Raw genomic sequence first — 19773 nt, 5'->3', positions numbered from 1 at the left:
GACATAGTCCGGAGGCAAGCTTAGCCTATTTTGACTTTGTCCTAATAGTTGCAGGCTCCAGGTTCCCGTGTCTCAATGTTTGGACTTTGGCGGCTCCGGCTCCCGCGCCTACGCCTGTTCAGGCAGAATGGGAAAGGCCTGTATTGCAGTCACTGCCGACTGTCGGGCGGCGTTATCCGCCCGACCGGCCAAAGCCACCTCCCCGCCGACATTGGAGCACCCGTGAGCGAAACCAGCATCACTATTCCCGCCGACCTCCTGCCCCGGGACGGACGGTTCGGAGCCGGGCCATCCAAGGTCAGGCAGGAACAGATCGATGCGCTCTCTGCGGCGTCGAAAACCATTCTGGGCACGTCCCACCGGCAGGCCCCCGTCAAGAACCTCGTGGGCTCGGTCCGCGAGGGCCTCAGCCAGTTCTTCCGCGCGCCCGAGGGCTACGAGGTTGTCCTCGGCGTCGGCGGTTCCACCGCGTTCTGGGATATTGCATCCTTCGGCCTCGTGGAGAAGAAGGCCCAGCACCTGTCCTTTGGTGAGTTCGGGTCGAAGTTCGCCGCCGCCACCAACAAGGCACCCTTCCTGGATGCGTCCTCCATCATCACGTCGGACCCGGGCACCCGCCCGGCAGCCTTGGCCGAGGCCGGCGTCGACGCGTACGCCTGGCCGCAGAACGAAACCTCCACCGGCGTCGCCGCTCCGGTAAAGCGCGTAGCGGATGCCGATGAGGGCGCACTGGTCCTGGTAGATGCGACCTCCGCCGCCGGCGGCCTGGACGTCGATGTGGCCGAGAGCGACGTCTACTACTTCGCCCCGCAGAAGAACTTCGCCTCCGACGGCGGCCTGTGGCTTGGCCTGTTCTCCCCCGCCGCCCTCGAACGCGCAGCTCGGATCAAAGCCAGCGACCGCTGGATCCCGGATTTCCTGGACCTCCAGACCGCCATCGACAACTCGAAGCTGAACCAGACCTACAACACCCCGTCGCTGTCCACGCTGGTAACGCTGGACGCGCAGGTGCAGTGGCTGAACTCCAACGGCGGCCTGGACTTCGCAGCTGGACGCACCGCCGACTCCGCCGGCCGCATCTACACCTGGGCCGAGGCATCTGACTACGCGACTCCGTTCGTCACCAACCCGGACGAACGCTCGAACGTCATTGCCACCATCGACTTCGACGACTCTGTTGATGCCGCCGCGGTAGCCAAGGTCCTGCGCGCCAACGGCATCGTGGACACGGAGCCTTACCGCAAGCTGGGCCGCAACCAGCTCCGTATCGCCACCTTCGTCGCCATCGACCCCGAGGACGTTTCGGCCCTGCTGGCCAGCATCGACTTTGTGGTGGGCGAGCTGCGCAAGTAGCTCCCACCGTCGGCAAGGCCCCGGCGACAGAACATGCGACGGCGCCGCCCGGGTTTACCCCGGACGGCGCCGTTTGCTGTTGGTTGGGTCAACACGACCACTGAAAGGGGGCTGGCTAGCCCTCCCCTTCGACTGGCTGGCCAGCGTCCGAAGACCCGGCCTGCTGGGCAGGCTCTGCCATTTCAGTCTCCGGTTCGGCTTCCGGTCCTCCGGCAGCAGCAGCGGCGGGTTCCCCGGCAGCCTGGGCGTCGGGAACCGCGCGCTCCCGCTCGTGATCCTCTTCCCGGGCGTCCTCCGGCCGCACCCGCTCAGCCCACGGCACCCATTCCGGGGCCAGGATCGAATCCTCGGAGGGCAACAGGCCCAGTTCGTTGACCGTCACCAGCTTGGAGCGGGAGTTGCGGGTGATGACTGCGTACCACTGCCAGCCCGAGTAGCCAGGCAGCCTGGATTCGAACAGGTGCGTCACCAGGCGGTCGCCTTCGCTTTTGGCGGCCAGGTGTTGACCGATGTCCGACGCCGAGGTGATTCCCTCAAGGGCAGTCCTGGCAACGTCGACGGCAGCGGCCAGGAATGCGTCCGGCTTCCCTGTCCGCCATACCGGCACGCCGGCCTTGCGTTGGGGAGCCGCCTTCACGGCCGCGGCAGCGCGGGAGACGGCGGTGCGCTCCGAGGCAGCTGCCTGGGGCACAACTGCTGCCTCCTGTTCCAAGGCCTGCATTCCTGCGTCGGGCTGTTCAGCTTCCGGATTCATTGCTGCCTAAACGTCCAGCTCGTCGGCAACCTTACGCAGGGCGGCGGCAATGGTCTTGCCCTTGTTACCGTCCGGGTACTTGCCGTTGGACAGGGTGCCCGAGAGATTGTCGAGGACACTCACCAGATCCTGGACCAGGGGCGCAAGGTCGCGGGCGCTGGGCCGCTTGGCTTTGGCGATGGAGGGAGTCTTGTCGAGGACGCGCAGGCCCAGGGCCTGGGCACCCTTGCGGCCGTCGGCCACGCCGAACTCCACGCGGGTGCCGGCCTTGAGTTCCGTTACGCCCTCGGGCAGCGACGATTTGGGCAGGAAGACCTCCTGGCCGTCCTCGCCCGCGAGGAACCCGAAGCCTTTGTCCTTGTCATACCACTTGACCTTGCCGGTAGGCATTGAATCAACCTTCTTCGTTCTGCTGTTGTGAGACACGGCCGGCCGCCACCGCATCCGCACCGGTTGTGCGGGTTTAAGGTATGGCAGCTGCGTACCGTGTTGGTCTTTATCCTTCAAGGTTATCCTGCCCCGCGCCCGAATCGCGCTTCATGCCGCCCTGGACGCCGGGGTTCACGCGCGCTGCCGGAGGGGCGGTAGCGTTACGTCCATGACACCCTCGCGCTACCGGCGGCCCATCATGATTGCCGCCGCCGTCATTGCCGTGCTCTCGCTGGCCGCCGTGGCGGCGGTCATGGCCCTTGCCTTTGCCGGGTCAGTGGCTCCCGCGTGGATTACCTACACGGCGCTGTACGGCTTGCCCGCGGCATTCGTCCTGATGCTTTTCCTGGTGCTCGACGGCGTTGCAGGGCGGCGCCGGGCAGGAAAACCTGACCAGCGGTAACGTTGGACTGATGTCCCTCATTCGCGCGCTCAGCAAGGACCTGGCGGCCCGCAGCGACGACTCGCTGCGGGAGCTGTTCGACGCGCGGCCGGACCTGCTCTCCCCCACCGTGCCGGACTTCCCTGCACTGGCGGCGCGGGCCAGCTCGCGAGTCAGCGTCCAGCGTGCCCTGGAGCGGCTCAACAGGCCACAGATGCAGGTCCTTGAAACCCTCCATCTGTGCACCAACACCGATACCGGGCACAGCGCCAGCGCACCCGCGCTGCACAAGATGATTGCAGGCTCCTCGGTGCCCGTCCTGGAACGGATCCTGGACCGCCTGCAGGAACTTGCCCTGGTGCACCGGGCCGATCCACCACACGGAACCCCTGCCGGCAACCGCCAGCGCTTCTACCTCCCCGTGGGCTGCCTCAAGGACGTAGTGGGCATCTATCCCGCGGGGCTGGGCCGCAGCTACACGGAACTTGTCCGGCTCCAGCCGGCGTTCGCCCAACGGGCGGTTCAGCTTGTGTCCGAGCTGCACCGGAGCGGCGTCGAAATCCAGGATGCCACCACCCCTATGGAGGCGGCGCTGGCCCTGCAGCACTGGACGTCCTCGCCGGAAGCCGTGCAGGATATCCTTGCCCACGCCCCGGAGCGGACGACGGCGCTGCTCGCCAGGTTCCGGAACTGGGCCATGGGTGCCGTCCCCCAGGCGCAACGCAAGGCGTCCGTCACCACCGAGGGCGCCGACGTCGGGCCCATCGACTGGCTGCTGGCCCGGGGGCTGCTGGTTCCGCTGGACGCTGCCCACGTGGAACTGCCCCACAGCGTAGGGCTGTCCCTGCGGGGCGGCGCCATCATCAACGACTTCACCCTGACGCCGCCGGTGCCGGAGCTCGGCACCACCACCGCGGCCCTCCGGCGGAATGCTGCCCTGAGTGCCATTTCGGACACCCTGCGGCTGGTGGGCGAGCTGCTGCACGCCGTCCAGCGCCAGCCTTTGGCCACGCTGCGCAGCGGTGGCGTCGGGGTCCGTGAGACGCGGCGGCTCGGTGAGCTGCTGCGTATCAGCCAGCCGCAGGTGGGACTGCTGCTGGAGCTCTGCGGCCTTGCCGGACTGATCCGCCTGGACGTCGATTCGTCGTCCTGGGTGCTGCCACCGCAGCTTGAGTGGCTGACGCTGCCCCGGCAGGAGCAATGGCAGTGGCTGGTCAATGCCTGGCTGTCCAGCGAACGCGTACCGTCGCTGGTGGGCCAGCCGGTCAACGGAACCTCCGGGGTTCCGGCCGCGCACCGGTCGGCTGCCGGCGGGGCCATCGTCCCGTTATCTGCGGAAGCGCAGCGGCCCGACGCCCCCGTCATCCGCAAACGCATCCTGGAGATACTGCTCGAGCTGACCACCGAGGCGGCGTCCGGTGACGGCGAGGCGCCGGTACTGGACGCGGCGGCGGTCCTCCAGCGCGCCGAGTGGGCGCAGCCCCGGATGGCGCGGCGTTTCAGCTCCCTGATCCGCGGCGTCCTCGCCGAGGCCGAGCTGCTCGGCCTGGTGGGCTCCGGGGCCCTGACCCAGCTGGGAGCCGCCTTCGCCGGTGACAACCCGGACGAGGCGATGACACTACTGGGCCAGCACCTGCCGGCCGCCCTGAACCATGTGCTGCTGCAGGCCGACCTGACGGCAGTGGCACCTGGTTACCTGGCACCCGACCTGGCTGAAAAGCTCCTGGCCATGGCCGACGCCGAAGGCCAGGGACCAGCCACGATCTACCGATTCTCCGAGGCCTCCGTCCGGCGCGCACTGGACACCGGGTATGACGCCGGCCGGTTGCTGGAGTTCCTGCGCGACCACTCTGCCACCGCGCTGCCGCAGCCGCTGGAATACCTCATCCAGGACACCGCCACCCGCCACGGGCAGCTTCGGGTGGGGACCTCCGCCAGTTTCATCCAGAGCGATGACGAGGACGCGCTGCAGGAACTCCTCTCCGGGCCACGGGCAGCAGCGCTCGGCCTGGTCCGGCTCGCTCCCACCGTCCTGGCGTCCTCCCTGTCGCCGCGCGAAACAGTGCAGATCCTGCGCGGCCTCGGCCTCTCGCCGTCGGTGGATGGCGTGGAGGACTCCGCAGTCCGGCTCCGGCGCGGACCTGTCGCGCAGGAAAGCCCGCGGCCTGTGTACACAGCGCCCCGCCTTGCACCCTCCGCCGACGATGTGGACGCCCAGCTTGCGGTGCTGCGCCAGGAGGACGGCTCTCCTGGCCGCCACGGTGCGGCCGGCCATGAGGCGGAAGCGGCAACCCAGCTGGGGCTGGAGGCGCTGCAGCGCGCCATCCGGCTCAAGCAACGGATCAGCATGAACGTGGTGGACAGCCTGGGGAATGCCACCCTGGAAACCGTTGTTCCGCTTTCAGTAAGCGGCGGACGCGTCCGTGTCTTCGACCCCGCCAAGGACACGGAGCGGGTCCTGTCCATCCACCGGATCATCGATATCGAGGCTGCAGAGGAACTGCACCAGTAAAGGACTGTCCTGCGTGAACGACGGACCCCTGATTGTCCAGAGTGACAAAACCATCCTGCTCGAAGTGGACCACGAGCTCGCCACCGAGGCCCGGCATGCCATCGCGCCGTTCGCGGAGCTGGAGCGGGCACCCGAGCACATGCACAGCTACCGGCTCACGCCGCTGGGGCTGTGGAATGCCCGTGCGGCCGGGCTGGACGCCGAAAGGGTCCTGGACACGCTGCTGAAGTATTCACGCTTTCCCGTACCGCATTCGCTCCTGATCGATATCGAGGAGACGATGTCGAGGTACGGGCGGCTGCGCCTGGAGAAGGATCCCCAGCACGGGCTGGTGATGCGCACCGACGACTACCCGGTGCTGGAGGAAGTCATCCGGGCCAAAAAGATCCAGCCGCTCCTTGGGCCGCGGATCGACGGCGAGACAGTGGTGGTCCACGCATCTCAGCGGGGCCAACTGAAGCAGCTCCTGCTGAAGATTGGCTGGCCGGCTGAGGACCTTGCCGGGTACGTGGACGGCACCCCACACCTCATCGCACTGAACGAGGATGGCTGGCAGCTGCGCCCCTACCAGCGGCTGGCCAGCGAAAACTTCTGGTCCGGCGGCAGCGGCGTGGTGGTGCTCCCCTGCGGTGCCGGTAAGACGCTGGTGGGCGCCGCGGCCATGGCCACCGGATCCACCACCACGCTGATCCTGGTGACCAACACGGTGGCCGCGCGGCAGTGGAAGGACGAACTGCTGAAGCGCACGTCCCTGACTGAGGATGAAATCGGCGAATACTCCGGCGCGCTGAAGGAAGTGCGCCCCGTGACCATTGCCACCTACCAGGTCCTGACCACCAAACGCGGTGGCCTGTACCCCCACCTGGAACTGGTGGATGGCCACGACTGGGGCCTGATCATCTATGACGAGGTGCACCTTTTGCCGGCTCCGATCTTCCGGATGACCGCGGACCTTCAGGCGCGCCGCCGCCTGGGCCTGACGGCCACCCTGGTCCGTGAGGACGGGCGTGAGGGCGAGGTCTTCAGCCTGATCGGGCCGAAACGGTACGACGCACCCTGGAAGGACATCGAGTCCCAGGGCTACATCGCCCCGGCGGACTGTGTTGAGGTGCGGGTGGACCTGCCGAAGGACGAACGGGTTGCCTACGCCATGGCCGACGACGCGGACAAATACCGGCTGTGTTCGACCTCCGAGTCCAAGTCCCTGGTGGTGGAACAGCTGGTGGCACGGCACGCCGGCGAGCAGCTGCTGGTGATTGGCCAGTACATCGACCAGCTCGACGACCTCGGCGAGCGCCTGCAGGCACCCGTCATCAAGGGGGACACTTCGGTCAAGGTGCGGCAGCGGCTCTTTGATGCTTTCCGTGCCGGGGAGATCCAGGCGCTCGTGGTATCCAAGGTGGCCAACTTTTCCATCGACCTGCCGGAGGCATCGGTGGCCATCCAGGTGTCCGGTTCGTTCGGGTCCCGCCAGGAGGAGGCACAGCGGCTCGGCAGGCTGCTGCGGCCAAAGAAGGACGGGCGGGCGGCCCGCTTCTATTCTCTGGTGGCCCGCGACACGCTGGACCAGGAGTTCGCCGCCAAGCGGCAGCGGTTCCTGGCCGAGCAGGGGTATGCCTACCGGATCATGGACGCCAAGGACGTCGTCGCCGGGGAGTAGCCAGTAGCGTGCACTCCGCTACGTGACCCCTTCGTTGCTGTCCCGCTCCATGGTTCCGGTCCGAGGGTCCAATTGCGGGCGTTCATAGGCAAATTCGCCGCCGCTGCGGCCCCCGTAGGGGCGGCCGTGGTCAGCGAACTCTTCCCGGAAAAACGCCAGGCACCACTGCCCCATCTGGATCCGCGCTCCAGTCCGGAGTACAGACGGTCCGGACCGGGCCACACTGCCGCTGACGGGCCCGCGCGGCACCAGGATGTACTCGTCCTGGTCGTCGTGCATGATCTCAGCGTGCAGAGCCTCAAGGCCATCCAACAAGAGGCTGGATCCCGGGCTGCTGCCAATGGTCGTAACATCGTCCGTCAGGTCCATTTCCCGCGGAATCTGGCCGGTCCAGCTGTCTGCGTCCTGGACGAATATCAGCCGCGGGCGGCCCCCGCCCCGTGCGTAGTGGGTGGTGGTGATGCGCCGCACCACTTTCCGCTGCACGGTGGGGAAAAGGGGCATGGGGGTGACGGGCGGAAGCAATGCCACGCTTCCCTTGGGGCGCCGCCTGCCTTGCCGGATCATCGGCAGCAGGGACCCCAGTTTGCCCAGCTTGATGTGGGGCGAACGGGTGACCAGCCGCTGCGAGGCGGGACTGTCCACCTTGCCCAGGCTGACGACAGGTCCATCCGGTCCGGCCACGGTGACACTCAACCCCTTACGGGCAAGGAATTCGGCCAGCGGCTTGATCGCCTCCACCGAAGGCAGTCCGCCGCCCCCCAACGGTTCCAGTCCAGCCAGCGACACTGTGACCTCTGACCCGGCGGCCTGGGCCCGTCCCGTGGTGACCGCTCCGGCCTCGTCGGTGAAGGTAAAGTCCAGATCGATGTCCAGACGGTTCTCCGGCATGACGTCAGCCGCGGTTCGCGTCCGACCCGGATGTGTCCCGGTCGCTGGTGGTCACCCGCAGGGAGCCATTGAGCTTCCAGGTGGCGCGTGGCGCGTCGGGACCGATGTCACGCGGAACTTCCACGGTCATATCGATGAACTGGTAGTTGATCGCGGCGCCCTTGCCGGTGAGATAAGACCACATCTCCTCGGCGAGATCGGCCCAATCCCTGATAGTGCGTTCGCCTGCAGTTGTGTTTTCGGTGGCGCTCAGGTCGGTCATGTTGATCTATCCCCTTCGATGGCCAGGAACTAATGGGTACTACCGGTGGAAGGGGCCACCGGCAGCACGGGAAGCAGCACGCGGTGGTCCGTTGAACAGTTGGTGCCGGCATGATGCCCGGCAAGCATCACTGTATTCCCGCTTCGGTGGCCGGGGGAAGACGCGTGAAGCCGAACGTTCCATCCGCGTTTTGGGTTCCCGGGTGCGTATCCGGGCTTCCCGACGCACACTGGACACATGAGTCAACGCATCGTGCCGGCCGTACCCGGCCCCGGGCAGGAGTCCGTGTGGGACTATCCGCGCCCGCCAAGGGTAGAACCAAGCTCAGAACAGATCCGGATTTACTTTGGCGGGGAACTGATTGCCGAGACCACGGCATCGCTGAGAGTCCTTGAAACCAGCCATCCGCCGGTCTACTACCTACCCCACGCCGCCTTCCTCCCTGGAGCATTGGAGCCCGCCCCGGGAACCAGCTGGTGCGAGTTCAAGGGCCAGGCCGAGTACTTCACCGTTCGCGGCGGCGGCCGGTCCGCAGAGCGGGCCGCCTGGTCCTACCCTCAGCCCCTCCCCGGCTACGCGGAGCTGGCAGGCCGGGTGGCTGTCTATGCGGGGCCGATGGACCGCTGCGAGGTGAACGGCGAAGTTGCCCGCCCCCAGGCCGGGGGCTTTTACGGCGGCTGGGTCACCGACAACGTGGTGGGGCCGTTCAAGGGCGAGCCCGGCACGCTGGGATGGTGAGTCCGGCTGTCCTGGCACACGCCTACATGCCCAGCGCGTCCAGCCGTCCCAGGATGAAGCGGACCATGTCCAGCCGCCCGGCCACCACGTCCTCCAGCCCGGGGCGTGGCGCCGCCAGCTGGTCCAACGGCAGTGCGGACAGTCCGGTGAACACGGCCATGGCGGCGGCGTGGCCGCGGGCAACGGATGAGGCATCGGGTTCGGTTCCGGCCTCAGCCATCCCATTGCAGTAGGCGTCCACGCACAGCGGCGCCAACCGGACAAGGTCGCTGCCCGGCATGTCGCCGTCGTTGACCCGTCCGGCCAGGAGCTGCGCCAGGTCGAAACCGGTCGGGCCCCTGCCGAAGTTTCCCCAGTCGATGAGGATGAACGCTTCGTCCCCACCGTTGGATGCGCCGGCCAGCAGGTTCTGTGGGCTGGCGTCGCCGTGCATGGGGAACTGGGGCAGGGCCACGAGCACGTTCACCAGGTTTCGGGCCCTCCCTGCCAGGCTACGCAGCCCGCTGATGACCGCAGGGTCCGCAGCGCCGGCCACCACCGGGTGCCGCCACACATCGTCGTCCATGATCGCCGGGATCAGCAGCTGTGTTCCGACGCCTTCGAGGAAGAACTCCAGGCGCCGCGATGTCGTGGCGTCCGGCACTGCCGTGACGCACGCATCCACGTCCGGGCTGCCCGCGAGGCCGCCAAGGACAAAGGCCGCCTCCGCAAACTGCTCATCGCTCCACCCCTGGGCACCGTCGTCGTCCACGTCCTCCATCCAGATGAGGATCCGCTGCGCATCCAGCCCGGTGATCCGGAATGCCTCGGGCATCCGGGCGTTGAAGGGCAATGCTGTGCTGACCCCGGCGGCGTACGCCTGCGCTTCAGTGCGCCACGGGTAGCGCTCCGCCAACTGCCCGCGGAACTCCGGGGGCACAACCTGGATGCCGGGCCACAAAAGTGGCGACTGGGTGAGCTTGGCAATGACGCTGAAGGGTACAGCTTCCGCTGCGTTGCCTGGTCCGGCCTGCTGTGCCGTTCCCTGGATCCGCCAGAGCCCGCCCGTGGTCATGTTGGCCCCGGGCGGGATGATGCTCTGTGCCTGGGCCCGGGTGACCACCATGCCGCGCCGGCCCAGGGCAGCGTCCACCACTGCCGGCAGGTCCTGGCGCAGCAGGCTGGGGACGGGCAGCTCCGGCGCGTCAACCACCGGCTAGGAGCCGGCCGGGGGAACCACGACGGCGGGTGAGCCCTCGTTGAGCGGGTTGGCGGTGGCGGAGGCAGCCACTACCCCGAATTCGTAGCCCTGGGCACGCAGCGCGTCGATGGTGGTTGCGAGGTATGTCCATTGTGAAGCCGGGCACGCCAGGACGTCTTCGGCATCATGGAGCAGAATGATCGCCCCGGGCGCCGCCTCATCCATGACGAACTTCTGGACTCCGGCAGCCCCCGGGCACTCAAAGTCACCGGGCTGGCCGATGTGCCAACGCCAGAGGATCCCGCCGCTCATGCCGATGGTCCGCAGGTAATTCGCTGCGTACGGGGTGCTGTTGCCGAATGGGAACCGCATGAGGCGGGGGGTCTCACCTGTGACGGCCCGGATGGCCGCATTAGTGCTGTCTATCTGCTGCTTTTGGTCTGCCTGGCTGATTTCGAGGAAATTGGCGTGGTTCCACGAGTGGTTGCCGATGACGTGCCCCTCGGCCTTGATCCGGCGAACGAGGTCAGGGTACAGCTGTGCGTTGGCCCCCTGCAGGAAGAACGTTGCCTTCACGTTCTTCGCCTTCAGGACGTCCAGGACGTAAGCCGTGCGCTGTGGCGACGGCCCGTCGTCGAACGTCAGTCCAACCAAGGGTTCGTCGGCTGCTTGCGCGGCCTGCGTGGGGCCGCCCGCCAGCAGGGCGATGACAAGGGCTCCTGCGCCCAGGGCCATGGTGGCAAATCTACTCTTCATCGTGCTGATCCTCCCTTGCCCAAGGCTGCCCGCAACCTTCCTGGATGAGCACCATACGGCGGCGTTTAAGGCACTGTAAACAGCCCCCGGCGACACGTGGGGAACGCCCGCGCGGACGGGTAGGATGCAGCGGGGACGGGCCGCAAAAGAGGGGGAAGCCGACGGCTGGGAGGGGGCACTCCACCCTTGTGGGCACGTGCGGCAGGTGGGAGCATTCCTGCCACTTTCGGGCACGGGAGGATTCCGCCTGGGGCCGTGCCGAAGATACGCAACGTTCTTCCATGGAACATCCAGACAACTCCCAGAGACTGGGAGCATGATGGGAACATGAACAAGAACGGCCCCGAAGCGAAGCTCCTCGTTGTTGACGATGAACCCAACATCCGTGAGCTGCTGTCCACATCACTGCGGTTCGCCGGCTTCGAAGTGGTGTCCGCGGCCAACGGCCGCGACGCCCTGGCAGCCGCCGACGCCCACGCGCCGGACCTGGCTGTCCTCGACGTCATGCTTCCGGACATGGACGGCTTCACAGTCACCCGGCGGCTGCGTGCCTCGGGCAAGCACTTCCCGGTCTTGTTCCTCACCGCCAAGGACGACACCGAAGACAAAGTCACCGGGCTCACCGTGGGCGGGGATGACTACGTCACCAAGCCGTTCAGCCTCGACGAGGTGGTGGCGCGCATCCGCGCCGTGCTCCGCCGCACGCAGCCGCTCCTCGACGACGACGCCGTCATCCGGGTGGGCGACCTGGAACTCGACGACGACGCCCACGAAGTGCGCCGCGGCGGCACCGTCATTGAACTCTCCCCCACCGAGTTCAAGCTGCTCCGCTACCTGCTGCTGAACCCCAACCGTGTGCTGTCCAAGTCGCAGATCCTGGATCACGTCTGGGAGTACGACTTCAACGGCGACGCCTCCATCGTGGAGTCCTACATTTCCTACCTGCGCCGCAAGGTGGACATCGATCCCGAGGCCCCTGCCCTGATCCAGACCAAACGCGGCGTGGGCTACGTGCTCCGGACGGCCGAAAAGCGCTGACCTTGCTGAAACGGTGGAAGTCCTCATCCCTGAGGACACAGCTGGTGGCCATGATCATGGCTCTGCTCATTGTCGCCCTGACGGTGACCGGGGCCGGGACGCTGGCGCTGCTGCACAGCTACCTCCAGGGCCAGGTGGATGACAAGCTCAACGCCGCCGTGGGGCTTGCAGTCAAGCAGCAGTCATTCTCGCAGCTTCAGGCCACCAGCCCCGAGGTCCCCACCGATTACTCCCTGATTCTCTTCAGGCCGGGCCAGGAGTCCCTCAGGCTCGGCGGCGACCCGGACAACCATCCTGCCGTCAGTTTCATCAGCCCGGAGCAAGCACAGGCCCGCGACCGAGTGCCCTTCCAGGTTGGCGGCACGGACGGCGAAAACTGGCGGGTTGTGGCCGTGCCCGTCCTGTCCAACAACCAGCCGGCGGTAGTGCTCATCGGCCTTCCCCTTGAGGGCGTGGATGACGTCCTCAAGCACGCAACCCTGGTGGTCACCGGCGTCGGCCTGCTGACGCTCCTGCTCGCCTCACTGATTGCGAGCTGGACTGTTTCGCGTTCCTTCCGGCCACTGGCAAGGGTGGAAAAGACCGCCGCCGCGATCGCTGCCGGAGACTTGTCCCGCCGCGTGGACGTCGAAAACCCTGCCACCGAGCTGGGCCGGCTCAGCAGCTCACTGAACGCGATGCTGGCGCATATCGAGACGGCTTTCGCGGCCCGCACTGCGTCCGAGGCACGGATGAGGCGCTTCGCCGCGGATGCGTCGCACGAACTGAGGACCCCGCTGGTGACCATCCGCGGCTTCTCCGAGCTGTACCGCCACGGAGCCCTGACCACGGACGAGGACGTTGCCACCGCCATGGGTCGGATCGAAAGCGAAGCCAAGCGCATGGGGTCCATGGTGGAGGACCTCCTCCTCCTGGCCCGCCTGGACGAGCAGCGGCCGTTGCAGCAAAAACCCGTGGATCTCCAGCTCCTGGCACATGATGCCGTAGTGGACACCCAGGCCAGCGGCCGCTCCCGGGTGATCACGCTGGCCGGGCTCGACGACGGACCGGCCAAGCCTGCACCGGCACTCGGCGATGAGGCCAAAATCCGGCAGGTGCTGGGAAACCTTGTGGGCAACGCCCTGCGCTACACCCCCGACGGCAGCCCCATTGAGCTGGCTGTCGGCGTGCGGACGGTGGACGGGCAGCTGCGCTCCGTGGTGGAGGTACGGGACCACGGCCCGGGCATCTCCGAGGAAGACGCGTCAAAGGTCTTTGAGCGTTTCTACCGCGCGGACACCTCGCGGACACGGGACACGGGCGGCAGCGGCCTGGGCCTGGCCATCGTTGCCGCGATTGTTGGTTCACATGGCGGTTCGGTCCGCGTGCAGGAGACTGAGGGCGGGGGCGCCACCATGGTGGTCAGCCTGCCGTACCGGGACGAGGCCGCGGCGGACAGCGAGGCCGAGGTCAGCGATGGCAAGGTTATCCACATATAGCTCTGTGGCCGTGGCCCACCCCACTGGCCGTCCCTAGGCTCGTTTCAGCGGCCCGGACCAGCCGGGCCAGGGCAACCTGCGTTGCCCCGCCGCGAGCGAAAGGCACAGCCATGAGCATCATCTCCGTCGATACCGAACTGCTGCAACTGAAGTCGGCCAGCGTCCAGGCCACCGTGGACAGGATCAGCACCGACGTCCAGTCCATGAAGCGCGGCCTCGATGAGCTCCAGGGGTCCTGGCGGGGCTCCGCGGCCTCAAACTTCCAGGCCTTGATCACCGAGTGGACCATCACGCAGGGCAGGGTGGAGGCCTCGCTGGCCTCCATCAATGCAGCGCTGGCCTCCGCGGCGGCCACCTACGCCCAGGCGGAGCAGGGAAACACGCAGCGCTTCAGCTAAGCCCTTTATGCCTCCGGCGTGCCCTGGTGGAACCGCAGCCGCCAGCGGCCGCCGTCGAGGACCCACAGTGAGCTTCTCAGGGTGGTGCCGGAGCGGGCGAAGCTTCGGTAGGTCAGCAGGACAGCGCTGGTGCCGATGCGGTCGGTCCCGAGGATCTCGATGTCGGTCCGCTCCCCCGGGTCCTCCTCAAGGGCCATCATCATGGCATCCCGGGTCCAGACCCGGCCCGAGCTGCCGATCTCCATGAAGTCGGGGTGCAGCAGCACGGCCGTGCGGCCCATGTCGCCGCGGACAAGGGGGCCCAGGAGCTCACGCTCGAGTTCCTCCACCTGCGCCTCAGCCGATGGCTCTGCCGCGGCTGGTTCTGTGTCGAAGGCTTCGCCGCCCAGCTCACTGAAAAGGTCCGGTTCGCTGAAAAGCTTCGGGTCGCCGAACAGTCCCGGGTCAGTGAACAGGTCCGGCTCGGCCTTCGCGGCAGGCCGGGCGGCAGCTGGGGACGCCGCCGAAACCTGCGATGCTGAATGCTGCGATGCTGCACGCTGATCGGACGCCTGCTCTGCGGCAACCCGTGCGGCGGCAGTCTGCGCGCCGGCCTGCGCTGTTGCGCTGCCTCCGGCGTCGTGCTGGTGGCCCGGGAATCCCGGTCCGGACCGGGCAGCAACCCCTTGCTGGTAAGCCGTGGCTGCCGCCCTGGCCCGCTCGTCGGCTGCCTCGTTGAGGTCATGGCCGGCATGGCCTTTCACCCACTCGAAGGTGTATTTGCGCCCCGCAAGCTCACGGTCGAGTTCCTTGAGGAGTTCAACGTTGAGGACCGGCTTGCCGTCTGCCTTGCGCCAGCCCTTCCGTTTCCAGCCGGGCATCCACTTGGTGATCGAATTGATGACGTACTGACTGTCGCACAGGATGTGGAGGTCCTCCTGCCGGACGTGCGCGGTTGCGCGCAGCAGGTCCAGCACTGCCATCAGTTCGCCCTGGTTGTTGGTTCCGTGGGGCCACCCGCCCGCCCGCCAGCACTCATCATTCACGTACCAGGCCCATCCGGCAGGGCCGGGATTTCCCAAGGCCGAACCGTCAGCCGCTGCAGTAATCGTCACCGGTCCATCCTGCCAGACCGGCCCGACAATGCCTGAACGCGGCCAGGAACAGGCGGGACCGTGTGGAAGCGGAAAGCCCAAGAAGATGAAAAACAAATTCGGGAAAACGTTTACCCAAAACTATTGACTGCCCGTAACCAACGAGGACACAATCACTGTATCGAATGAGAAAACGCTTTCTCATTCGGGCGGAACGGCACGGATGCCGGCGCAACGCCCGGGGAAAGCGCGCAAAGATTTCAGGAAGGCAGATCGATGACGATTCCAACCCTAAGCCGCCGGAGGTTCCAGCTGGGAGCTGCAGCTTTGGCAATGACATTGCTGGCAACAGGCTGCGGCGCCTCGGGCAGTTCAGGCAGCGGCGACCCGGTCACATTGCGGTTTGCCTGGTGGGGCAACGAGTACCTCAACGCCCAGACGGAGAAGGTCATTGACGCCTTCGAAGCCAGCCACCCCAACATCAAGATCGAGTCCGAGCCCGGCGAATGGGGCGGCTATTGGGACAAGCTGGCCACCAAGACCGCTGCCAATGATGCCCCGGACGTTATCCAGATGGACCAGAAGTACATCGCGGAGTACGGCGGGCGGGGCGCGCTCCTTGACCTGTCGAAGCAGGAGGGAGTCGATACCTCGAAGCTGGACAAGGAGGCCCTTGCCTCCGGACAGTATGACGGCGCCCAGTATGGCCTGAGCACCGGACAGAACGCCTACGTCATCATGGCGAACACCAAGGTCTTCGAGGCTGCCAATATCCCGGTCCCGGATGATACGAAGTGGACCTGGGACGACTTCCTGGACATTGCAGCCAAGATCAGCTCCTCCGGCGACGGGAAGACGTACGGCGCCGCCTATGGCAGCAATGAGGCGGACCTCATCATCTGGCTGCGCCAGCACGGCCAGAACCTCTACTCGCAGGACGGAAAACTGGACTTCGACGCCGCTACCGCAGCTTCGTTCTGGGAGCGGCTGAAAGAGCAGCGGGACTCAAAGGCGAGCCCGCCGGCCACGGTCGCCACTGAAGACTCCGGCGCTGGCCTTGAAGAAAGCCTCTTCGGCACCAACCGTGTGGGCATGGCCTGGTGGTGGACCAACCAGCTCGGCTCCCTTGAGTCCACCACGGGAAGCCCCATCAAGATGCTGCGTGCACCCAGCCAGGACGGCGCTTCAGCCAAGAACGGCATGTACTACAAGCCCACCATGTTCTGGTCCGCGTCGTCCCGCTCCAAGCATCCCAAGGAAGCGGCCGTCTTCATCGACTACCTCACCAACAGCCCTGAAGCGGGTGCCATCCTGATGACGGACCGCGGCGTCCCCACCAACGCTGACATCGTGGAAAGCATCACGCCCAGCCTGAAGCCGGCAGACACCACCGTGGTGTCCTTCCTCAAAGACATTGCGCCGGACATCAAGGACGCACCCCCTGTTCCCCCGGTGGGTGCGGGCAGCGTGCAGAACGTGATCAAGCGCTACACCGACGAAGTGCTGTACGACCGGCTGACTCCGCAGGCAGCCGCCGACGCCTTCAAGAAGGAAGTCGAAGGGATGCTCACCAGCGCGAAGAAGTAGTTCCGGCAGCACAGGAAACGCCAAATGCGGCCCCCTCCGAAGAGGGGGCCGCATTTGGCGTTCAGCGGGACAGGTCCCGGCCGGAAGGGCTTAGAAGCCGCCCATTCCGCCCATGCCACCCATGTCGTCGCCGCCGGCCGGAGCAGCATTCTTCTCCGGCTTGTCGGCAACAACTGCCTCGGTGGTGAGGAACAGGCCGGCAATGGAAGCCGCGTTCTGCAGAGCAGAGCGGGTTACCTTGACCGGGTCATTGACGCCGGCTGCCAGCAGGTCGACGTACTCGCCGGTTGCTGCGTTCAAGCCGTGGCCGGCGGGCAGGCCGCGGACCTTGTCAACCACAACGCCGGGCTCGAGGCCGGCGTTGAAGGCGATCTGCTTCAGCGGGGCGTCGATGGCAACGCGGACGATGTTGGCGCCGGTTGCTTCGTCGCCGGAGAGCTGCAGGTTGGCGAAAGCCTTGGCACCGGCCTGGATGAGGGCCACGCCGCCACCGGCGACGATACCCTCTTCAACGGCAGCCTTGGCGTTGCGCACAGCGTCTTCGATGCGGTGCTTGCGCTCCTTGAGCTCAACCTCCGTGGCGGCACCGGCCTTGATGACTGCAACGCCGCCGGCCAGCTTGGCCAGGCGCTCCTGCAGCTTCTCGCGGTCGTAGTCGGAGTCGGAGTTCTCGATCTCGGCGCGGATCTGGGAAACGCGGCCGGCGATCTGGTCGGCGTCGCCGGCACCCTCGACGATGGTGGTCTCGTCCTTGGTGACGACAACCTTGCGTGCCTGGCCCAGGAGTTCCAGGCCGGCAGTCTCCAGCTTCAGGCCGACTTCCTCGGAGATGACCTGGCCGCCGGTGAGGACAGCGATGTCGGCGAGCTGGGCCTTGCGGCGGTCACCGAAGCCGGGAGCCTTGACGGCAACGGACTTGAAGGTCCCGCGGATCTTGTTGACGATCAGCGTGGCCAGGGCCTCGCCCTCGATGTCCTCAGCGATGATCAGCAGCGGCTTGTTGGACTGCATGACCTTTTCCAGGACAGCAACCAGTTCCTTGACGTTGGAGATCTTGGAGTTGACGATCAGGATGTACGGATCCTCGAGGACCGTTTCCTGGCGCTCTGCGTCGGTGACGAAGTAGGCGGAGATGTAACCCTTGTCGAAGCGCATGCCTTCGGTGAGTTCCAGCTCCAGGCCGAAGGTGTTGGATTCCTCGACGGTGATGACGCCTTCCTTGCCGACCTTGTCCAGGGCTTCGGCAATGAGGGCACCAATTTCATCGTCACCGGCAGAGATGGAGGCCGTGGCGGCGATCTCTTCCTTGGTTTCGATTTCCTTGGCGGAGTTCAGCAGTTCGGCGGTGACGGCGTCAACGGCCTTTTCGATGCCGCGCTTGAGTGACAGCGGGTCGGCGCCGGCTGCAACGTTGCGCAGGCCTTCCTTGACGAGGGCCTGGGCCAGCACGGTAGCCGTGGTGGTGCCGTCGCCTGCGACGTCGTCAGTCTTCTTGGCAACTTCCTTGACCAGCTCGGCGCCGATCTTCTCGTAGGGATCGTCCAGCTCGATCTCCTTGGCGATGGAAACACCATCGTTGGTGATCGTGGGGGCGCCCCACTTCTTTTCGAGGACGACGTTGCGTCCACGCGGGCCGAGGGTGACCTTAACGGCGTCGGCGAGGATGTTCAGACCCCGCTCAAGGCCGCGGCGTGCCTCTTCATCAAATGCAATGATCTTGGCCATAACGGCAATAGTCCTTTCGGGACAGTCGTTAAGAATGAACCTCAGCTGCAGTGCCCGCGACGGACGGTTCCTGAACGGCGGCCTCTGTATGCCTCCGCGTGGGAACCTCACTCCAGTAAGGTGTTTCTTCGCTCCTCGGCCGCTGCCGGGCGCCGCCGGCTGAACCGGGCGTTGCCTTTAGCAGTCGGTACGTCAGAGTGCTAACTCAATAATTAGCACTCCCCCGGTGAGAGTGCAAGCGAGAGAGACCCCCGGGTACGCGTTTAGGGCCCGTATTCGCCGAGGGCGATCAGCTGCCCCTGCGGCCGGCGGTTTCGTGTCCGGTGGCCGTCGGAATGTTGTCGCTGCCATAGGTGAACACCGTGAAGGTGGCGGAGGTGATGTCCCCGTTGGTGTCGAACGCGATGGGACCTGACTCGCCGTCGTAATTGATGCCGCCCCCTGAGGCGAGGCCGGGCAGGCAGTCCTTGTAGGTGGTGCAGGCCGCCGCTGCCGTGGCTTGGGATTCCGTGGCGGTCCCGCCGGAGACGGCCAGAAGGTTGGCAGCAATGGAGGGGCCGGCGTCATCCTGTGCACGCGCCGCCGCCAGGGCGGCAAGAGTCACCGCATCGAACGTTTCCGCGGCATACGAGACATCCTTCAGTCCCTCGTCCACACCCAACAGGCGGGCCTGGAAGGCGGCGCTGGGAAGCTGACCGGACACAACGGCCCTGGCGCCGTCCAGCGCCTTGGTACCAAGCTTCGATCCGTAGCGCGCGAATGCTCCATCGCTCAGCAGCAGGCTGGCCCCGGAGACCCCCGCGTTGTTGAGCTCAGCCAGTGCACCCTGCGACCCTTCGCGGGCAACCACGACGACGGCATCCGGCTTCGCGGCCCCGGCTTTCCGGGCGGCATCCCCGGCCTCGCCGCCGGCGAACCCGGCGTTGTCCAGGACCTGCAGCCCGGCCCCTGCGGCGGCGTCGGCGACTGCGGCAGCAACTTCCTTGCCGTAGGCACCCTCCTGGTGGAGGATGGCGATGGTCTTGGCGCCCCCGTCTTTGGCGAGCTTGGCCAGGACGGGTCCCTGCGCAACGTCCGCCGCCGTGGTCCGGAAGTAGTAGCCGCCCGACTCGGCGCTGCTAAGGCCTGCGGCGGTGTTGGCGGGCGATATCAGTGGGGTCCGCGCCCGGGACAGGACATCGATGGCCTCGGTGGCGTGGCTTGAATCGGTGGGACCGATCACCACGTCCGCCTTGTCGGAGACCAGCGCGTGCGCCTGCGCGGCGGTGTCCCCGCCGGCCTGGACGGGAAGGAGCTCCACGGGCCTGCCCTTGTGGCCACCGGCGGCATTGATTTCCCGGACGGCGAGCTGGGCCGCAGCGAGCTGGGAGGTATTGAGGAAGCTGCTGTCCCCGGCGTTGTCCAGGATCAGCCCCACACGGAGGACACCGTCACCGGATGCTTCAACGGTGTCCACGCGGGCATTGCCGGTGACTCCGGAGCAGGCGCTGAGGGCCAGGACGGCAGCAAGTGATGCGCCAAACACCGGTCGACGGCGGGCCGCTGGGAGGGAAGGCT

General features: G+C 66.5%; 18 protein-coding genes. 9 read left to right on the top strand and 9 right to left on the bottom strand.

What is annotated here, in order from left to right; genetic code table 11:
- The first annotated feature begins 222 nt into the window (after nucleotides 1-222).
- A complete protein-coding gene (gene serC / locus ACP3TD_RS05195; protein ID WP_426765865.1) occupies nucleotides 223-1353 on the top strand; it encodes a phosphoserine transaminase in 1131 nt (376 codons plus the stop codon).
- Between the two features lie 115 nt (nucleotides 1354-1468).
- Here serC and ACP3TD_RS05190 read toward each other — a convergent pair whose 3' ends face one another.
- Nucleotides 1469-2107 (bottom strand): DUF3027 domain-containing protein, encoded by a 639-nt coding sequence (locus ACP3TD_RS05190; protein WP_426765864.1) that lies wholly within the window; start codon nucleotides 2105-2107, stop codon nucleotides 1469-1471.
- Between the two features lie 6 nt (nucleotides 2108-2113).
- Nucleotides 2114-2497, bottom strand: coding sequence for a cold-shock protein (locus tag ACP3TD_RS05185; protein WP_426765863.1), 384 nt, complete (start codon nucleotides 2495-2497; stop codon nucleotides 2114-2116).
- Between the two features lie 208 nt (nucleotides 2498-2705).
- On the opposite strand from ACP3TD_RS05185, the gene ACP3TD_RS05180 reads away from it, so the two are divergent.
- The 3 genes from ACP3TD_RS05180 to ACP3TD_RS05170 are packed head-to-tail and all read left to right on the top strand — an operon-like array spanning nucleotide 2706 to nucleotide 7090.
- Nucleotides 2706-2939 carry a hypothetical protein gene (locus tag ACP3TD_RS05180; protein ID WP_426765861.1) on the top strand — a complete coding sequence of 78 codons (234 nt, stop codon included), beginning with the start codon at nucleotides 2706-2708 and terminating at the stop codon, nucleotides 2937-2939.
- Nucleotides 2940-2949: 10 nt separating this feature from the next.
- Nucleotides 2950-5430: a helicase-associated domain-containing protein gene (locus tag ACP3TD_RS05175; RefSeq protein WP_426765859.1), complete on the top strand. Its 2481-nt coding sequence runs from the start codon at nucleotides 2950-2952 to the stop codon at nucleotides 5428-5430.
- 13 nt (nucleotides 5431-5443) lie between these two features.
- Complete coding sequence (locus tag ACP3TD_RS05170) at nucleotides 5444-7090, top strand: DNA repair helicase XPB (protein ID WP_426765858.1); 1647 nt, start codon at nucleotides 5444-5446, stop codon at nucleotides 7088-7090.
- Between the two features lie 18 nt (nucleotides 7091-7108).
- Here ACP3TD_RS05170 and ACP3TD_RS05165 read toward each other — a convergent pair whose 3' ends face one another.
- Together ACP3TD_RS05165 and ACP3TD_RS05160 are read right to left on the bottom strand one after the other, a co-directional pair.
- Nucleotides 7109-7981 (bottom strand): FHA domain-containing protein, encoded by an 873-nt coding sequence (locus tag ACP3TD_RS05165; protein WP_426765856.1) that lies wholly within the window; start codon nucleotides 7979-7981, stop codon nucleotides 7109-7111.
- Between the two features lie 4 nt (nucleotides 7982-7985).
- Nucleotides 7986-8243, bottom strand: coding sequence for a hypothetical protein (locus tag ACP3TD_RS05160; RefSeq protein ID WP_426765854.1), 258 nt, complete (start codon nucleotides 8241-8243; stop codon nucleotides 7986-7988).
- 237 nt (nucleotides 8244-8480) lie between these two features.
- Between ACP3TD_RS05160 and ACP3TD_RS05155 the strand changes: the two genes are divergently transcribed.
- On the top strand, nucleotides 8481-8981 hold the full coding sequence (locus tag ACP3TD_RS05155) for a DUF427 domain-containing protein (RefSeq protein WP_426765852.1): 501 nt from the start codon (nucleotides 8481-8483) through the stop codon (nucleotides 8979-8981).
- Between the two features lie 22 nt (nucleotides 8982-9003).
- On the opposite strand, the gene ACP3TD_RS05150 is transcribed toward ACP3TD_RS05155, so the two are convergent.
- Together ACP3TD_RS05150 and ACP3TD_RS05145 are read right to left on the bottom strand one after the other, a co-directional pair.
- Nucleotides 9004-10173 (bottom strand): phosphotransferase, encoded by a 1170-nt coding sequence (locus ACP3TD_RS05150; RefSeq protein WP_426765851.1) that lies wholly within the window; start codon nucleotides 10171-10173, stop codon nucleotides 9004-9006.
- A gap of 3 nt (nucleotides 10174-10176) precedes the next feature.
- Complete coding sequence (locus ACP3TD_RS05145; protein ID WP_426765849.1) at nucleotides 10177-10917, bottom strand: polysaccharide deacetylase family protein; 741 nt, start codon at nucleotides 10915-10917, stop codon at nucleotides 10177-10179.
- 327 nt (nucleotides 10918-11244) lie between these two features.
- Here ACP3TD_RS05145 and ACP3TD_RS05140 point away from each other — a divergent pair, with 327 nt between their 5' ends.
- The 3 genes from ACP3TD_RS05140 (at nucleotide 11245) to ACP3TD_RS05130 (ending at nucleotide 13831) form a co-directional block, all read left to right on the top strand.
- Nucleotides 11245-11955 (top strand): response regulator transcription factor, encoded by a 711-nt coding sequence (locus tag ACP3TD_RS05140; RefSeq protein ID WP_426765848.1) that lies wholly within the window; start codon nucleotides 11245-11247, stop codon nucleotides 11953-11955.
- Nucleotides 11956-11957: 2 nt separating this feature from the next.
- Nucleotides 11958-13433, top strand: coding sequence for a sensor histidine kinase (locus ACP3TD_RS05135; RefSeq protein ID WP_426765847.1), 1476 nt, complete (start codon nucleotides 11958-11960; stop codon nucleotides 13431-13433).
- Between the two features lie 110 nt (nucleotides 13434-13543).
- Complete coding sequence (locus ACP3TD_RS05130; RefSeq protein ID WP_426765846.1) at nucleotides 13544-13831, top strand: WXG100 family type VII secretion target; 288 nt, start codon at nucleotides 13544-13546, stop codon at nucleotides 13829-13831.
- 5 nt (nucleotides 13832-13836) lie between these two features.
- On the opposite strand, the gene ACP3TD_RS05125 is transcribed toward ACP3TD_RS05130, so the two are convergent.
- Nucleotides 13837-14925: an RNase H family protein gene (locus tag ACP3TD_RS05125; RefSeq protein ID WP_426765845.1), complete on the bottom strand. Its 1089-nt coding sequence runs from the start codon at nucleotides 14923-14925 to the stop codon at nucleotides 13837-13839.
- Between the two features lie 255 nt (nucleotides 14926-15180).
- Between ACP3TD_RS05125 and ACP3TD_RS05120 the strand changes: the two genes are divergently transcribed.
- The gene (locus tag ACP3TD_RS05120) at nucleotides 15181-16491 is read left to right on the top strand and encodes an ABC transporter substrate-binding protein (protein ID WP_426765844.1); all 1311 of its coding nucleotides are present in this window, start codon (nucleotides 15181-15183) and stop codon (nucleotides 16489-16491) included.
- Between the two features lie 90 nt (nucleotides 16492-16581).
- On the opposite strand, the gene groL is transcribed toward ACP3TD_RS05120, so the two are convergent.
- Nucleotides 16582-18216, bottom strand: a complete 1635-nt coding sequence (groL, locus tag ACP3TD_RS05115) for a chaperonin GroEL (RefSeq protein ID WP_426765843.1) — start codon at nucleotides 18214-18216, stop codon at nucleotides 16582-16584.
- A 289-nt stretch (nucleotides 18217-18505) separates the two neighbouring features.
- On the bottom strand, nucleotides 18506-19741 hold the full coding sequence (locus tag ACP3TD_RS05110; protein ID WP_426765842.1) for an ABC transporter substrate-binding protein: 1236 nt from the start codon (nucleotides 19739-19741) through the stop codon (nucleotides 18506-18508).
- Nucleotides 19742-19773 lie beyond the last annotated feature (32 nt).

Source organism: Pseudarthrobacter sp. 1G09 (assembly GCF_050038305.1).
GTDB lineage: Bacteria > Actinomycetota > Actinomycetes > Actinomycetales > Micrococcaceae > Arthrobacter > Arthrobacter equi.
The sequence above is the reverse complement of the archived record's forward strand: the minus strand, read 5'-3'. Positions and strand labels throughout refer to the sequence as shown.

What these genes read in the sequence shown, in the direction of transcription:
- ACP3TD_RS05145 (WP_426765849.1), bottom strand. Translation starts at nt 10,917, where the DNA reads ATGAAGAGTAGATTTGCCACCATGGCCCTGGGCGCAGGAGCCCTTGTC.
- ACP3TD_RS05155 (WP_426765852.1), top strand. Translation starts at nt 8,481, where the DNA reads ATGAGTCAACGCATCGTGCCGGCCGTACCCGGCCCCGGGCAGGAGTCC.
- ACP3TD_RS05180 (WP_426765861.1), top strand. Translation starts at nt 2,706, where the DNA reads ATGACACCCTCGCGCTACCGGCGGCCCATCATGATTGCCGCCGCCGTC.
- ACP3TD_RS05175 (WP_426765859.1), top strand. Translation starts at nt 2,950, where the DNA reads ATGTCCCTCATTCGCGCGCTCAGCAAGGACCTGGCGGCCCGCAGCGAC.
- ACP3TD_RS05140 (WP_426765848.1), top strand. Translation starts at nt 11,245, where the DNA reads ATGAACAAGAACGGCCCCGAAGCGAAGCTCCTCGTTGTTGACGATGAA.
- ACP3TD_RS05190 (WP_426765864.1), bottom strand. Translation starts at nt 2,107, where the DNA reads ATGAATCCGGAAGCTGAACAGCCCGACGCAGGAATGCAGGCCTTGGAA.
- ACP3TD_RS05160 (WP_426765854.1), bottom strand. Translation starts at nt 8,243, where the DNA reads ATGACCGACCTGAGCGCCACCGAAAACACAACTGCAGGCGAACGCACT.
- ACP3TD_RS05185 (WP_426765863.1), bottom strand. Translation starts at nt 2,497, where the DNA reads ATGCCTACCGGCAAGGTCAAGTGGTATGACAAGGACAAAGGCTTCGGG.
- ACP3TD_RS05165 (WP_426765856.1), bottom strand. Translation starts at nt 7,981, where the DNA reads ATGCCGGAGAACCGTCTGGACATCGATCTGGACTTTACCTTCACCGAC.
- ACP3TD_RS05130 (WP_426765846.1), top strand. Translation starts at nt 13,544, where the DNA reads ATGAGCATCATCTCCGTCGATACCGAACTGCTGCAACTGAAGTCGGCC.
- groL (WP_426765843.1), bottom strand. Translation starts at nt 18,216, where the DNA reads ATGGCCAAGATCATTGCATTTGATGAAGAGGCACGCCGCGGCCTTGAG.
- ACP3TD_RS05120 (WP_426765844.1), top strand. Translation starts at nt 15,181, where the DNA reads ATGACGATTCCAACCCTAAGCCGCCGGAGGTTCCAGCTGGGAGCTGCA.